This is a genomic window from Streptomyces sp. NPDC110618 (assembly GCF_055657065.1).
Window position 1 is genome coordinate 103597 of the sequence record NZ_JBVKBN010000013.1, and the last position, 13786, is coordinate 117382.

Annotated in this window: 14 protein-coding genes; 6 read left to right on the top strand and 8 right to left on the bottom strand. The window is 72.2% G+C overall.

Annotation, left to right across the window (positions count from 1 at the left end; all coding sequences use genetic code 11):
* Positions 1-65: 65 nt before the first annotated feature.
* The 5 genes from ACZ7L7_RS22640 to ACZ7L7_RS22660 all read right to left on the bottom strand — a co-directional run bounded on the left by ACZ7L7_RS22640 (position 66) and on the right by ACZ7L7_RS22660 (position 5920).
* Positions 66-722, bottom strand: coding sequence for a SurA N-terminal domain-containing protein (locus ACZ7L7_RS22640; protein ID WP_471430644.1), 657 nt, complete (start codon positions 720-722; stop codon positions 66-68).
* A gap of 124 nt (positions 723-846) precedes the next feature.
* Complete coding sequence (locus ACZ7L7_RS22645) at positions 847-1230, bottom strand: hypothetical protein (protein ID WP_471430646.1); 384 nt, start codon at positions 1228-1230, stop codon at positions 847-849.
* Positions 1223-2716 carry a protein kinase domain-containing protein gene (locus ACZ7L7_RS22650; protein WP_472076996.1) on the bottom strand — a complete coding sequence of 498 codons (1494 nt, stop codon included), beginning with the start codon at positions 2714-2716 and terminating at the stop codon, positions 1223-1225. The genes ACZ7L7_RS22645 and ACZ7L7_RS22650 overlap by 8 nt, the downstream gene beginning before the upstream one ends.
* Before the next feature lie 38 nt (positions 2717-2754).
* Positions 2755-3414 carry a hypothetical protein gene (locus ACZ7L7_RS22655; RefSeq protein WP_285515309.1) on the bottom strand — a complete coding sequence of 220 codons (660 nt, stop codon included), beginning with the start codon at positions 3412-3414 and terminating at the stop codon, positions 2755-2757.
* A gap of 163 nt (positions 3415-3577) precedes the next feature.
* Positions 3578-5920, bottom strand: a complete 2343-nt coding sequence (locus ACZ7L7_RS22660; RefSeq protein WP_472076939.1) for an N-6 DNA methylase — start codon at positions 5918-5920, stop codon at positions 3578-3580.
* A gap of 208 nt (positions 5921-6128) precedes the next feature.
* On the opposite strand from ACZ7L7_RS22660, the gene ACZ7L7_RS22665 reads away from it, so the two are divergent.
* The gene (locus tag ACZ7L7_RS22665) at positions 6129-6812 is read left to right on the top strand and encodes a hypothetical protein (RefSeq protein ID WP_285515307.1); all 684 of its coding nucleotides are present in this window, start codon (positions 6129-6131) and stop codon (positions 6810-6812) included.
* A gap of 185 nt (positions 6813-6997) precedes the next feature.
* Positions 6998-7777 (top strand): hypothetical protein, encoded by a 780-nt coding sequence (locus ACZ7L7_RS22670; RefSeq protein ID WP_453608354.1) that lies wholly within the window; start codon positions 6998-7000, stop codon positions 7775-7777.
* 250 nt (positions 7778-8027) lie between these two features.
* On the opposite strand, the gene ACZ7L7_RS22675 is transcribed toward ACZ7L7_RS22670, so the two are convergent.
* Positions 8028-8930 (bottom strand): LysR family transcriptional regulator, encoded by a 903-nt coding sequence (locus tag ACZ7L7_RS22675; protein WP_285515305.1) that lies wholly within the window; start codon positions 8928-8930, stop codon positions 8028-8030.
* A 70-nt stretch (positions 8931-9000) separates the two neighbouring features.
* Between ACZ7L7_RS22675 and ACZ7L7_RS22680 the strand changes: the two genes are divergently transcribed.
* Both ACZ7L7_RS22680 and ACZ7L7_RS22685 read left to right on the top strand, forming a co-directional pair.
* Positions 9001-9939: an NAD-dependent epimerase/dehydratase family protein gene (locus ACZ7L7_RS22680; RefSeq protein WP_471430650.1), complete on the top strand. Its 939-nt coding sequence runs from the start codon at positions 9001-9003 to the stop codon at positions 9937-9939.
* A 14-nt stretch (positions 9940-9953) separates the two neighbouring features.
* Positions 9954-10838: an aldo/keto reductase gene (locus ACZ7L7_RS22685; RefSeq protein ID WP_285515303.1), complete on the top strand. Its 885-nt coding sequence runs from the start codon at positions 9954-9956 to the stop codon at positions 10836-10838.
* Between the two features lie 6 nt (positions 10839-10844).
* Here the strand turns inward: ACZ7L7_RS22685 and ACZ7L7_RS22690 are convergent, their stop codons facing one another.
* Positions 10845-11615: an HNH endonuclease family protein gene (locus ACZ7L7_RS22690; protein WP_285515317.1), complete on the bottom strand. Its 771-nt coding sequence runs from the start codon at positions 11613-11615 to the stop codon at positions 10845-10847.
* 142 nt (positions 11616-11757) lie between these two features.
* Between ACZ7L7_RS22690 and ACZ7L7_RS22695 the strand changes: the two genes are divergently transcribed.
* Positions 11758-11943: an Rv0909 family putative TA system antitoxin gene (locus tag ACZ7L7_RS22695; protein WP_285515302.1), complete on the top strand. Its 186-nt coding sequence runs from the start codon at positions 11758-11760 to the stop codon at positions 11941-11943.
* Positions 11944-12117: 174 nt separating this feature from the next.
* Here ACZ7L7_RS22695 and ACZ7L7_RS22700 read toward each other — a convergent pair whose 3' ends face one another.
* Positions 12118-13008, bottom strand: a complete 891-nt coding sequence (locus ACZ7L7_RS22700) for an SCO6745 family protein (RefSeq protein WP_285515301.1) — start codon at positions 13006-13008, stop codon at positions 12118-12120.
* Between the two features lie 163 nt (positions 13009-13171).
* Here ACZ7L7_RS22700 and ACZ7L7_RS22705 point away from each other — a divergent pair, with 163 nt between their 5' ends.
* The gene (locus tag ACZ7L7_RS22705; protein WP_285515300.1) at positions 13172-13765 is read left to right on the top strand and encodes a TetR/AcrR family transcriptional regulator; all 594 of its coding nucleotides are present in this window, start codon (positions 13172-13174) and stop codon (positions 13763-13765) included.
* The last annotated feature ends 21 nt before the right edge of the window (positions 13766-13786 follow it).

Here is a 13786-nt window from a genome sequence, read left to right on the forward strand (position 1 = left end):
GTGTGACGACGCCCTTCACCGCCAGCGGTGTGACGTCGCCGTCACCGCACCACCGCACCCGCCGCCTACGCCGGCTGCTGCTGCGAACCCGCCGCCGTCACCTCGCGCACCCACGGCGTCTTGGCGTCGACGCGGCTGCTCTTCTCCACGTCCCAGGTGCCGTAGCGCGGGTTGAGGTCGACGTCGAGCTTCTTGGACGCCACGGACAGGGCCTTCCAGAACTCCGGACGGCTGGGGTCGGTGCCGAGCTTGGCGGCGAGCTTCTGCGCCTCCAGCTGAAGTCGGAGGTTGTCGTCCAGGTGCTTCGGGGCGACCCCGTACTCCTGGAGCCAGGCCGTCTCCAGTGCCTCGGCGCCGCCGGTCTGCTGTTCGAGACCGCTGCGCATCCGCTGGATCTCCTTGCGGCTGACGGTGACGCCCTCGTCCTGGGCGGCCTGGTGCAGCACTCTCTCCAGCACCATGCCGTGCAGGGTGTCGCGGGTGAGGCTGCCGGTCCGGGCCACGACCTGGGCGTACTGCGCCTCGTCCGCCACGGCCGCGCGCTGGGCGGCGCGCACCTCGTTCACCCTGTTCTCCAGCTGGGAGACGGTGATCCGCTGGTCGCCGACGACGGCCGCCGCGCCCGGATGCGCATCGTTTCCGCAGGCGGTCAGGACGGGCGCCGCCGCGATGGCGGCGGAGAGGAGGAGCGCGGTGCGACGGCGGCGATTGCGGCGGTGCAAGGAAACCTCCCGAGGAGCTTGTGCGACGGTGCACAAAGTCTTGCGATGATCGATGGTAGGCAGTGGCCAAGCTCTGGCCAACCCATTCGACCAACGATTCACCAGGACTTCGGGCACCGGCACATCAGCCGTCGGCGTCGGCCCGGGCGCCCGGAGGGAATTCGTTGCCGTCGCGGTCGGCAACCGTGGCGAACCAGGAGGTGGCCCAGACGGTCAGCCGGCCCGGCTCGTGGACCGTCTCGAACGGGTGGTCGTTCCACACCCCGTACGAGGTGACGAACACCGCCTCCCCCGGCCGGAGCCAGTAGTCCTGCCCGAACGGCTCCAGCCAGAGCTCCAGCCATTCCTCGCCGTCGTTCTGCACGAGCATCGGCACGGGGTTGCCGAGCCGCTGGATCGCCTCGAAGCCGAAGTCCCCGGCGTCGGGCATGTTCGCCTCCAGCGGGGCGATGATCCGCTCGATCGCCGCCCTGCGCTCCGGATCCGGGCTCCCGTCCTCGCTAGCCACGCATCTGCCCCAGCCACTGAAGCGTCCGGCGGATCTCCGCCGCCATGGGGTGGGCGGGGCCCTTGATGCGCTCCACGTCGTGGAGCAGACGTACGAGGGTCTCGTGGGCGGCGCCCCGGTCGCCGAGGGCGAGCAGGAGGTGGCCGATGCGGCGGCGGACGTCGTGCGCCAGCTCGGGGTCCCCGGACACGTACTGGTTCTCGTAGTACGGCAGCAGGGAACGGTACTCGCTGAGCGCCGCCGCCGGGTCGCCGAGCTGCTCCAGGCACTGGGCCGCGTCGTAGCGGAAGCGCAGGGACTGGGGGTCGGCGTGGCCGACCTCGGCGGCGCGTTCGGCGGCCAGGGAGCGCAGGACGGGCAGCGCGCGCCGGTACTGGCCGTCGTCCATGAGCGTGGCCGCGTACTGCTTGCGCAGGGTGCGCACGACGGGCGAGTGCTCGCCGTGCTGTTCGGCGGCGACCGGGAGGATCGCGCCCAGGATGTCGACGGCCTGGGTGATGCGGCCCTCGCCAAGGAGGCGCTTGACCTCGTCCACCGCGCGGGCGACGTCCGGCTTCTCGGCGGCGGGCGTGACCGGGGTGGCGGGGGCGGGCTGGGGCGCGGGGGTGCGCGCACGGTCCGGCCAGGGGGCGTGCGGGCGCAGGAAGGGGCGCGTGGGGTCGAGGGGCGCCCCGGTGGGCGTCCCGCGCGCGGGCAGGAGCGCCGCCAGGTCCTCGTACACCTCCTGCGCGGACGCCGGGCGGTGCTGCGGGTCCTTGGCGAGCAGGCGCAGGACGAGCGCTTCGAGCGCCTCGGGCACCTCGGGGCGCAGTCGGCGCACCGGGAGCGGGGGCTCGTACAGGTGCCGGTGCAGCACCCCGAGCGCGGTGGAGCCGGAGAACGGCACGTCGCCGCTGAGCAGTTCGTGCATGAGCACGCCGAGGGCGTACAGGTCGGTGTACGGGCCGACCGCGCCGCCCATCGCCTGCTCGGGCGCCATGTACGCGGGCGAGCCGATGGGCGTGCCGGTGTGGGTGAGGCGGGTGGTGTCGGCGTCCATCACGGAGGCGACGCCGAGGTCGAGGACGGTGACGGTGCCGTCCTGCTTCACCATCACGTTGCGCGGCTTGAGGTCGCGGTGGACGATCGGCACGGCGTGCACGGCGCTCAGCACGGCGCACAGTTGCGCGGCGACCGCGACCGCCCACGGCCAGGGGTACGGGTCGTGCTCGGCGAGGTGGTCGGAGAGGTCCGCGCCGTCGACGTACTGCATGACGAGGAACAGCTCCTCGCCCTCGCTGCCCGCGTCGTGCACGGTGACCAGCCCGGGGTGGTCGACCTGTGCGGTCACCCGGCACTCGCGCATGAACCGGCGGCGCAGCTCCTCCGCCTCCTGGCCCGCGACCTTGTCGGGGCGCAGCAGCTTCACCGCCACGCGCCGGTCGAGCCGCCGGTCGTAGGCCGTCCAGACCTGGCCCATGCCGCCCTGTCCGATGAGCGTGGACAGTTCGTACCGGCCGGCGACGGTCCGTCCTGTCGCCACGCTCACCTTCCGCCCTCGGTGTCGCCGTTGCCGCTGCCGTCGTGGTGGCGCAGGTAGTCACTGAGCTCGTCCAGCTCGGCGCGCACCTGGTCGATGCGCGCGGGCGCGGGGCGCTGCGGCGGCGGAGGTGCCGGGACCGGGCCCGGGGGCACGGGGTCCTGCACCGGCGGGCGGGGTACCGGGGTGTGCGGCATCGGCGGGGGCGGCTGGTGGGCCAGGGGCGGCTGCGTGGGCGCGGTCGTGTACGGCGAGGCCTGCTGCGGGAAGCCGTAGCCCGCGGGGCCGTTCGGGGCGTGCACCGTGGTGGCGTGCGGCGCGTAGCCGCCGTACTGGCGCTGCTGCGCGCTGTGGAAGCGGATGTCCATCACCAGGAAGTACACGGAGCTGAACGCGCCGAGCAGCAGGACGATGGCCACCGCGACGTCGGAGCGCCGGTCGGACTCGGGCACCGAGCCGACCACCGCGAAGCACGCGATGGACACGGGCAGGCTCGCCCAGGCGAGCACCCAGTCCCCCACCCGCCCGCGCAGGAAGGCGATCCGGAACAGCGGCACGCACGCCAGGATCCCGCACGACAGGAAGCCGAGGGCGGCGAACAGCACGCGCAGGGAAATGACCGTTGCCGCGCTGCGGGTGGGCGGCGCCGCGCCGTGGCCGTACATGACTGCTCCTGGACCGGTGAGCGATGGGGACGAACAACAGAGTTCGAGCGTATAGGCCGACAGCGGTAACCGGTCCCGGGTTGTACCGAACCGTTGTTGTACTGATCACTTTCCCCTGCCGGTCCCCCGGTCCGCGCCCCCGACTCGCGCCGGACCGCGCTCCTCAGTCCGGAGCGACCGTCCCGTCGGTCAGACCGTCGTACATCCCGCGCACGAGCTGCTCCCCGAGCCGGCTCGCACGCCTGAGCGCCCGCTCGAACTCGTCGAGGGCGCGGAAGCGCGCGCCGTAGCGCCGTTGTTCGTCGAGCGGGAGCCGGGGCAGCTGGAGCCGGCGCACGTCCAGCCGCGTGGCCGTGGAGGCGTAGCTGCTGGCCTGGCGGTTGTTGGCGGTGCCGCGCAGGAACCCGGCGAGGAACCACGGGTCGAGCGCCGTGGGATCGGGGCGCAGGAGCACGAGGTTGCGCCCCAGGGCGGCGCCCCCCGTCGTGTCGTCGATCACACGCGCCACCGAGCCGCCGCCGAGCACCGGCACGACGACATCGCCCGGCTCGGTCAGCACCGGCTCCTCATCGCTCTCGGGCAGCGTCCCCGAGGGCGCCGTTCCCGCGAGGACGTCGTGGTCGGTGAGCACGGGCACGCGCGCGTGACCGCCGTTTCCGCCGGTGCGCATCACCAGGGCGCCCCCGCGCGCGAGTTCGCCGATGGTGGTGAGCGGCCAGCGCACGGGGGGCGTGTGCGCGGCCGGTGGGGGCGTGAGTTGCCCCGCGAGCCCCAGGGTCTCCCCCAGGCGCTCCCGGACGTCCGCGAGCGCCTCCGCGCCGTCGGCGGCCGTGGGCGGAGGCAGATGACGGGCCGGGGCCAGGTCGACGTCGTCGTCGAGCAGGTCGATGACGGGCAACGCGCGGGCGAGGCCCGGCCGCTCATCGAGCGTGCCGGTGCGGTCGAAGACACGCCAGGCGTCGAGCACCGCGTCCCGCACGGCCCGCCAGTCCGGCCCGCCGCGCCCCTCCGTCGCGAACTGCCCGGCGTCCGCGAGCAGCACCTCGGGCTGCGCGGGCGTCTTGTCGGGCCGGCGCAGCACCCACAGGTGGAGCGGGATGTTGTACGGCGGCGCCGCGCCCACCGGCAGCGCGACGACCGCCCGCAGCGCGCCCCGCCGCAGCAGGTCGGCACGGATGCGGCGGCCGGAGCGTCGGGAGGCGGCGGCGGGCGGCATGAGGAGCACGGCGGTGCCGCCGTCCTTCAGCCGGGCAAGCGCGTGCTGCACCCAGGCCAGCTCGGACTCGGTGCGCGCCGGGAAGCCGTACTCCCAGCGCGGGTCGTAGGCGAGTTCGTCGTGCCCCCAGTTGCGCTCGTTGAACGGCGGGTGGCACAGGACGGTGTCGGCGCGCAGGTCGGGGTGGGCGTCGGCGCGCAGGGTGTCGCCGACGGCGGCGCGCACGGTGGCGCGGGAGCGCAGGGCGAGCCGGAGCGCGGTGACGGCGGCCAGGTCGGGGGCGCTGTCCTGGGCGTACAGCTCCTGGTCGGGGCGGGGGTCGACGGCGCGCAGGAGGGCGCCGGTGCCGCAGGCCGGGTCGAGGGCGGTAAGGGCCGGGCCGGCGAGGTCGGCCATGAGACCGGCGAGTTCGGCGGGGGTGAGCGTGTACTGGCGCGGGTTGGCGTCGAGGTGCCGGCCGAGCAGGAACTCGAACGCCTGGCGGGCGCCGCCCAGTTCGGCGGCCAGCTCGGCGGCGCCGCGGAGGAGGGGGGCAGAGGGGAGGATCTCGGGGCCGGTGGGGGCGTGAACGGCGGGGGTGTGGGGGGCGGGGGTGTGGGGGGCGGGGGCGCCCGGGGCGCCCGGGATGCTCGGGGCGCCCGGCGTGTGTACGTCGGGTGCGGTGTTCACACCCGCGGCGGTGGGCGAAGTGTTCACACCCGAACCGGCCGGTGCGGTGTTCACAGCGCGGCCCTTCGCGCCCGTGTTCACAGAGCCCGACTCGTTCACATCGGCACGACCCTGCGCCCCGCCACGCGAGTTCACACCGTCCGAGCTGTTCACAGCATGTGCGGAGTCCACAGTCGGCCGCGGGTTCACACCCGCCGCCCGTCGTGACGCCGCCCTCCCCGCCGCCTCCCCGAACCGCGCCACGAGCACCTGCTCCAGCACCTCCGGAAGCATCGCCGCGAGCCGCTCGTCGGAACCCGCGCTCACCTCCAGCCAGCGGGTGGGCCGGTCATGGATGAGCAGCAGGACGCACCCGGCGTGGGTGAGCGCGGTGACCGGGCCCGCGGGATGTCCGGCCAGGTGCTGCCAGACCCGTTCACGCAGCGGGACTTCGGCGAGTTTCCCCTGGTTGCGCAGCCAGGCCTCGACCTCGGCGAGCGCGAAGGAGGGGCTGCTCTCGGTGCCGCCCACGGGCTTGGGGAAGTCCGCGTGCCTGCGCCGCCAATTGCTCACGGCGGCCCGCCCCACACCCGCGAGCCGCGCGATTCCGGCCGCGGTCACCTCTGTCGCGTTGTCCTGCACGCCCGACTCCCCTTTCCGCCCCGACCTGACCTGCCCGCGGCTGTGGCGTCGAAGCATACCGACGCATCCAAGATCCCGGCATTCACGGCCGTGTACACATCCAATCCCGTGAACCGTGTTGACTCGGTTCACAGCTAATGGTCTTATTGACCCGTCGAACGGGCGACCAGCCGAAGGGGCGGTCGCCCCTCTGGGAGGGGACACAGTCATGGGCATGAAGAGCAAGATCGCGCTGGGCGCCGTCGTGGGCATCGTCGTCATCGGCGCCGTCTCGGCGAACTCCGGGGACGGCGGCTCCAGCGACTCCTCCGACAAGGGCTCCTCGGCGTCCGCGGACCGCGGCACGTCCGGGAAGAAGAAGTCGGACACGGGGGACAAGGCCGAGGAGAAGAAGGTCGCCTTCGGGGGCGACGGGGACTTCGAGGTCGGCTCCGACGTCAAGCCCGGCACCTACCGCACCACCGGCAACACCGACGGCATGTGCTACTGGGAGCGCGCCAAGGACGCCTCCGGGGAGATGGACTCGCTGCTGGCCAACGACAACGTGACCGGCACGAGCTACGTCACCATCAAGGGCACCGACAAGCTCTTCAGCTCCAGCGACTGCAACGACTGGGAGGCCGTCGACGAGAAGGCCAAGGGCTCCCCGGCCTCGGAGATGTCCGGCGACGCCGGAATGCTCCGGGTCGGCGTCGACATCGCCCCCGGCACCTACAAGTCCAGCGGCAACGCCGACGACGCCTGCTACTGGGAGCGCACCAAGGACGCCGACCACTCCATCGACTCGATCATCGCGAACAACAACGTGAGCGGCACGGCCGTCGTCACCATCGCCGCCTCGGACGCCTACTTCAAGACGTCCGGCTGCCAGGACTGGAAGAAGTCCGCCTGACCGGCGCGCGCCGCTCGACCGGGGTGATCGGCCTCACCGGCCCCTGATCAGCCCGGCCGGCCCGACCCGGCCGGCCGTCTCCCCGGCCCAGCCGCCGTCGCCGCGCCGCCCGCTCCGAGGGCGGCCCACCGCATCAACCCACCACCCCCAGCGCGCCACGCGCTTGTCTTCACCGAGGAACACCCATGCGTCGCACCGCACTAGCCGCTCTCTGCCTCACCGCCGTCGCCACCATGGCCGTCACCGGCTGCCAGGGGGACGACAAGGCCGACGGAAAGGGCAAGGCAGGCGCCGGACAGTCCGAGCAGGCCGGCAAGAAGGAACCTTTCGCCGGACTGTCCGGCGGGGAGATCGCCGAACGGGCCATCGACGCCACCGTCGAGGCCGACTCGTTCCGCATGCAGGGTGACATCCCGGACGAGGCGTCCGGCGGCACCATCACCCTGGACATGGCCATCGACCGCAAGGGCGACTGCGCCGGCAACCTGAGCATCGGCGGCGAGGGCCGCGCCGACCTCATCAAGAGCGGCGACACCATCTACATGAAGTACGACGAGGACTTCCTGCGCGCCCAGAGCGAGGGTGAGCCGAAGGGCGAGGCCGACGCGGTGGTGGACATGCTGGCCGGGAAGTGGACCAAGATGTCCGCGAAGGGCCCGGACGCCGAGGAGTTCACCGACTTCTGCGACATCAACACGGTCCTCGGCGACGCCGACGACACCCGGTCCGACGCCACCCGCGGCAAGACCACCGATGTCGACGGCACGCCCGCCATCACCCTGCACGAGAAGGACGGCAAGGAGAGCTACACCCTCTACGTCGCCACCGAGGGCGAGCCGTATGTGCTGAAGCTGGTCAGCGACACCCCCTCGGACGAGGGCTCGCTCATCTTCAGCGACTACGACAAGCCCGTCCCGGCGGACAAGCCCTCCGGCGAGATCCTCGACCTGGACGAGCTGGGCTGAGCGGACACCGCGCAGCACCGCACCCGCTGACGCCGACGCTCGTGGTCGGCGTCAGCCGCGCGCACCGCACCAGAGCCGCCTGCCGGTCTGCCGATGAGGACGACGGGGCGGGCCGGTCTCCAGCGGGCGCCCGGGACACGGACGGCCCGGTCGACTCCATCGTGGGCGGCGAAACCTACCTCGCGCCCCGACGGCCTTGAAGAACGCCCGTCGCATGCAGCCCATCGGCGTGCGACGGCCCGGTGGCGGATCAATGCCCGTCGTGCCCCGTCGCCTGCTCGCGCAGGGTGTGAATGAGCGTCGTGACATGGGGCCGGTCACGGCCTCTGAGCGTGGCGACGCCGATGTACCGGATCGGGCCCGGCGACTTGATCGGGACGGTGCTCACCCCCGGGATCCCGGGGGTGAGTGCGATGGAGGGGATCAGGGAGATTCCCATGCCTGCGGCGACGAGGGAGCGGGCGAAGAAGTAGTCGGTGGTGGTCCCGCGGATTTCCGGATCGAAGCCGACGTGCTCGGCGAAGCGGCGCAGGTACGCCTCGGTCTTCAGGCAGCCGAGCACCCAGGGTTCGGCCGCCAGATCGGCAAGGTCGAGCGCGTCATGGTCGGCAAGTCGGTGCCCCTGCGGCAGGACGACGTGCAGGGGGTCCTCCAGGAGCGGCGTCCACTCCAGACCGGGACCGGGTCCGACCGGGAGCGGGCCGTCGAAGTGGTAGGCGAGGGCGAGGTCCACGGCGCCTTGCCGGACAAGCGGAAGGGTGTCCTCGGGTTCGCCCTCCCTGACGTGGAGCACGGTGCGGGGATGGGCCGCCATGAGCTGGGTGAGAGCGGCGGGCAGCAGGAGCCTGCCGCCGCTGGTGAAAGTGGCGACGGTGAGCCGGGTGCGGCCAGTGCTGAGCGCGGCGACCTGCTGTTGGGCGTGTTCGAGCTCCGCGGCGACGGATTCGGCGGCGCCGACCATGATCCGGCCGGCCCGGGTGAGGGTGACGCCTCGGGTGCTGCGCACGACGACCGGGGTGCCAAGACCGCGTTCCAGGGCTGCCACCTGCTGGGAGACGGCCGAGGGGGTGATGCGGAGGGCCACGGCCGCCTGGTTGAAGCTGCCGTGCTCCGCCACCGCCCGCAGGACCCGGAGCCGCTGCACATCGATCAACAGTTTTCCTTAATACTCATCCAGCAAGTCATGACTTCTGCTGTTGACGATAGGTCTCCAGGATGGAGGCATGCAAAGGATCTGCGTCATCGGCGGAAGCCGGTATATCGGAAAGCTCCTGGTAGAGCGCTCGCGAGCCGCGGGCCACCGGGTCACTGTGATCAACCGCGGCTCCACCCCGCAGCCTGCCGGCATCGAGCACCTTGTCGTCGACCGCAACGACGAGGCCGCCCTGACGGCCGCGCTCGCCGGCCGCACCTTCGACGTCGTGGTGGACCAGGTCTGCTACACCCCGGTACAGGCCGCCATCGCCGCCCGGGCGTTCGCCGGCCGCACCCGGCGCTACGTCATGACCTCCACGATCGAGGTCTACGACCCCGCGACCGCCGCCCTGCCTGCCGTGCCCTCGGGGACGCCCGTGCCGGAGGAGAGCGTGGACCCGACCACCTGGCAGGTGGACATGGACCTGCCCTGGCACGACGACACCTACCTGGAGGCGCACTACGCCGAGGGCAAGCGGCAGGCCGAGGGCGTCTTCGCCAACGCCGGCGGATTCACCTTCGCCACGGTGCGCAGCGCCCATGTGCTCGGCGGTGGCGCGCTGGAATTCACCGGCCGGCTGGCGCACTATGCCGGGCGCGTCACCCGGGGCGAGGAGATCACCGTGCACGCGAAGGCGCTGCCCACGGTCTTCATCCACTACGAGGAGCTGGCGGAGCTGCTGTTATGGGCGGCCGCAGCCGACTTCACCGGCCCGGTCAACGCCTGCTCCGACGGCCCGCTCGATGTGTACGACCTCGCCGGGATCGTCGTCACGCAGGCCGACTCGGACGCCGTCTACCGGATCGTCCCCGAGGGCGAGGAGGCGTCGCCGTTCTCCTTCGACCGCCACTACGCCATGAGCAACGCCCGCGCGAAGGCGCTGGGCTTCCTCTTCTCCCGCACCACCGACTGGCTGCCCGGCGCCGTCGCCGAGGCCCTCGCCGTACCCGCCGCTCCCACTGCATGAGGAACAAGGCCACCATGCGGTACCGCCCCCTCGCCCACACCGCCGTCAGCGCCATCGGCCTGGGCGCCATGCCGCTGTCCATCGAGCACCGCCCGGACCCGACGCGGGCTGTCGCCACCGTGCACGCCGCCCTCGACGCCGGCGTCACCCTCATCGACACCGCGGACAGCTACCACTGGCACGCCGACGAGGTGGGCCACAACGAGCTGCTGATCGCCCGTGCCCTGGCCCGCTACGGCAGCGACACCTCCCATGTCCTGGTGGCCACCAAGGGCGGCCGCGGCCGCCCCGGCGACGGCAGCTGGACCGTCAACGGCGCCCCCGCCCATCTCAAGGAGGCCGCCGAAGCCTCCGCCAAGCGCCTTGGCGTCGAGGCGATCGGCCTGTACCAGCTGCACAAGCCGGACCCGGCCGTACCCTGGGAGGAATCCGTCGGCGCGCTGCGCGAACTGCTCGACACCGGCACGATCCGCGCCGCCGGCATCTCCAATGTCACCACCGCCCAGATCCGCCAGGCACATCAGATCCTCGGCGCCGGGCTAGTCTCCGTGCAGAACCAGTACTCACCCGCCGTCCGCGGCAGTGAGCCCGAGCTGCGGCTGAGCGAACAGCTGGGCCTTGCCTTCCTGCCCTGGAGCCCGCTCGGCGGCATCTCCCGCAGTTCCCTCGACAAACCCTCCGGCCCCACCTCCACCGGCACAGTCTTCCACCGCATCGCGGCCGAACGCGGCGTCAGTCCCCAGCAGATCGTCCTGGCCTGGCTGCTGGCTCGCTCCCCGGCAGTGATCCCGGTTCCGGGAGCCAGCCGCCCGGCCTCCATCCTCGACTCCGCCAGGGCCGTGGAGTTCACGCTGACCACGCGGGAGTTGCTGGAACTTGAGGACGTTCTGCCGGGCTGAGCCGGGTTACGCCCCGCACTGCTGAAGCATCATGGCCTTGTCCGCCGAGGTAACGGCCAGTTCGTACTTCTGCGCCACCTGCGCGAACCGCACCGCGTACGAGCAGCGGATCGCCTTGTTCGGCGGCAGCCACGACGCCGGGCCGGAGTCGCGCTTGGCGGAGTTCGCGGAGCCCGAGACCGGCAGAAGATTCAGCACGTCGTTGGCCAGCCGCCGCCTCTTCTCCTCGCTCCAGCGTGCGGCTCCCATCTGCCAGGCGTACGACAACGGCACAACGTGGTCGATCTGCACCTCGGTGGCCTTCGCCTTCTTCCAGGCGATGTCCTTGCCGGTGTACGGGTCATACAGGTCCATGGACACGACCACACAGTCGGAGCCGGCGCGGAACTCGACATTGTGCCCGTGGAGTTTCAGCACGTCGTTCCGCGTGTCGCAACCGTTCCTCGCCAGCGGCACACCGTCCGCCGTGTCCATCCACGCGTACCCGAACTCGTCCCGGGCGTAGCCCGTCTTGGGCCCCCGCCCCTTCGTCCGCACACCGTCGATCAGCTTGCGGGCCGCGGCCTCGTCGTCCTCGCTCGTCACGAGCGCGAGGCCCGGCAGGGTGCCGTCGGGGTTGTCCAGGGGACTGACGGCGCGTCCGGATCCGGGCCCCCCTTGGGCGGAGCCGGAGGACTCGTCGTCCAGGGGCAGGTCGCCCAGGTCCTCGCAGCCCGTCAGTACGAGCGCCATTCCGAGTGCCGCGGCACAGGCCGCCGCCCCGCCCCTCAGACGCATCACGATGCGCCCCTCCCCTGTGTGCCGGTTTGCTGCTCTCACGGTAGCGGCCGAGAGGTCCAGACCATATCCATGGAAAATGCGCATTCCTCGCATCAGCGGCGTATCGTCGGTTCTGAGTCACCTCCGGAAGGAGCTCTGGATGGGCATCTTCGACAAGTTCAAGAGCAACCGCGGGATGCAGGACAAGGCCAAGGACATGTCCGACACCGCGGAGAAGAAGGTCAACGAGAAGACGGGCAACAAGTACGAGAGCCAGGTCGACGACGCGCAGCGCAGGGGCGAGAGCGCGCTCGGCATGGACCGCGACCGGCCCGAGCAGCCATAGCCCGTTGACCCACGGAGGTCCCGATACCCTCCCGGCGGTTCGTCCCCACCGCGGGGCAGACCGCTGCAGGGTGTCCTGAGCCATCGTGAAACAGAGGCCGTCCGCGGAGCCCCACCACCCCGCGGACGGCTTCGCCTTGTCCGGGGCCGACGGCCGGGGCTGTGCCGCCGGGGCTCAGACCTTGCCTATCCCCAGGGTCGACTCGGAAGGCAGCAGGCCCGAGGAGATCGCCGCGACCCAGAACTCGCCCAGCAGATCGGCGAGTCGGTCGATGTCCTGGAGCCCGAGAGCACGCCAGGGGTCGGCGGCGAGGCGGTCCGTGTGCTCCTCGATGTCGTGGCGCAGGGCGCGGCCGGCCTCGGTAGCGGTGCCGTCGGCGTTCAACAGACCGCGCGCCACGAGGCGTTCACGGGCCGCCGCCCACTCCTCGGCACTCCAGCCCCGGCTCTCGAAGCGCTCGACGGACGCGGCGCCTATCGCGGCGAAGGAGACGAGCGACTCGGCCGGGTCCAGGCCGGCCACGAGCAGAGCGGCGAGGTGCCCGTCGCCCCGGTGCTCGCGCAGGATCGTGGCGGCCTGCCAGAGCTGGAGGTGGGGCGGTTCGGGCCAGTCCAGTTCGGCGTTGGCCGCGGCGAGCGGGCGCCCGGCCGTGTTCGCCGCCTCGGCCACACGCCGGGCCAGGGCCGCGGCCTCCGCCAGCTCCGGGCTGTCGACGCGGTCGCCGAACAGCGCGCGGTAGGTGCGGTCCATACCGCGCAGCCTGGCCGCCAGCACGTCGTCCGGGCTCGCGGTCTTCCACGCCGTGTCCATGTGCTCGGCAACCGCGCGGGGGCTGAAGCTGTAGAAGGCGGAGGACACCCGCTCGCTGCCGACCCGGCCCAACGGGGCGGCCCGGAAGGGGAAGTAGCTCGGCCAGCGCTCGCCGGTGTCGTACCCGAGTGCGGCGGCCTCCTCGAAGACCTGGGGCGCGTAGTACACCACCGCGTGCAGCGGCTCCAGCAGGTGCCAGAGCTGACGGACGCGGGCCGGTTCGACTCCGCCGCCCACTTCCTCGTACGTCGACATGCTGATTCCCCCTTGCATCCGGCGGCCCGTCCGACTCCTCGGCCGGCAGCCCATGGGTCGGTTCACGGGAGGCCGGTCCGCCGCCCGCTCAACTTGACACCGACAAGATTGCCCGAGCGACCCTCAACTTGTCAATGGCTAGATTCCGCGTACTCTGCTGGACATGACCCCCGACGCACCGGCCAAGAAGTCCGCCGAACGCCCTTATCACCACGGTGACCTGCGGCGCGCCGTCCTCACCGCCGCGCTCGACGTCATCGCCGCCGACGGGCCCTCCCGGCTGAGCCTGCGCGATCTGGCCCGCCGCGCCGGGGTCTCGCACGCGGCGCCCGCGCACCACTTCAAGGACCGCACGGGCCTGCTGACGGCGATCGCGGCGGAAGGGTTCGGGCTGCTCGCGGCCGAACTCGGCAAGGCGAAGGACCTGAAGGACGCGGGCGTCCACTACGTGCGCTTCGCCCGCGAGCACCCCGCACACTTCCAGGTGATGTTCACACCCGAACTGCTGCGCGCCGACGACCTCGAACTCACCACCGCCCGCGCCCTCGCCGGGGACGCCCTGCGCGGCGCGGTGGCCTCCGTGCGCCCCGACGAACTCGGCATCGACCCCCGTCTCGCCGGGGTCGCCGCCTGGTCCCTCGCGCACGGCTTCGCCACGCTGCTGCTCGGCCACAACCTGGACGGCCCGGCCGGCGGCCAGGACCCGGAGGAGGTCTTCCGGACCCTGGCCGCGATGCTGTTCCGGCGCGGCTCCTGAACCGCCGTCACGAAGCGCCGT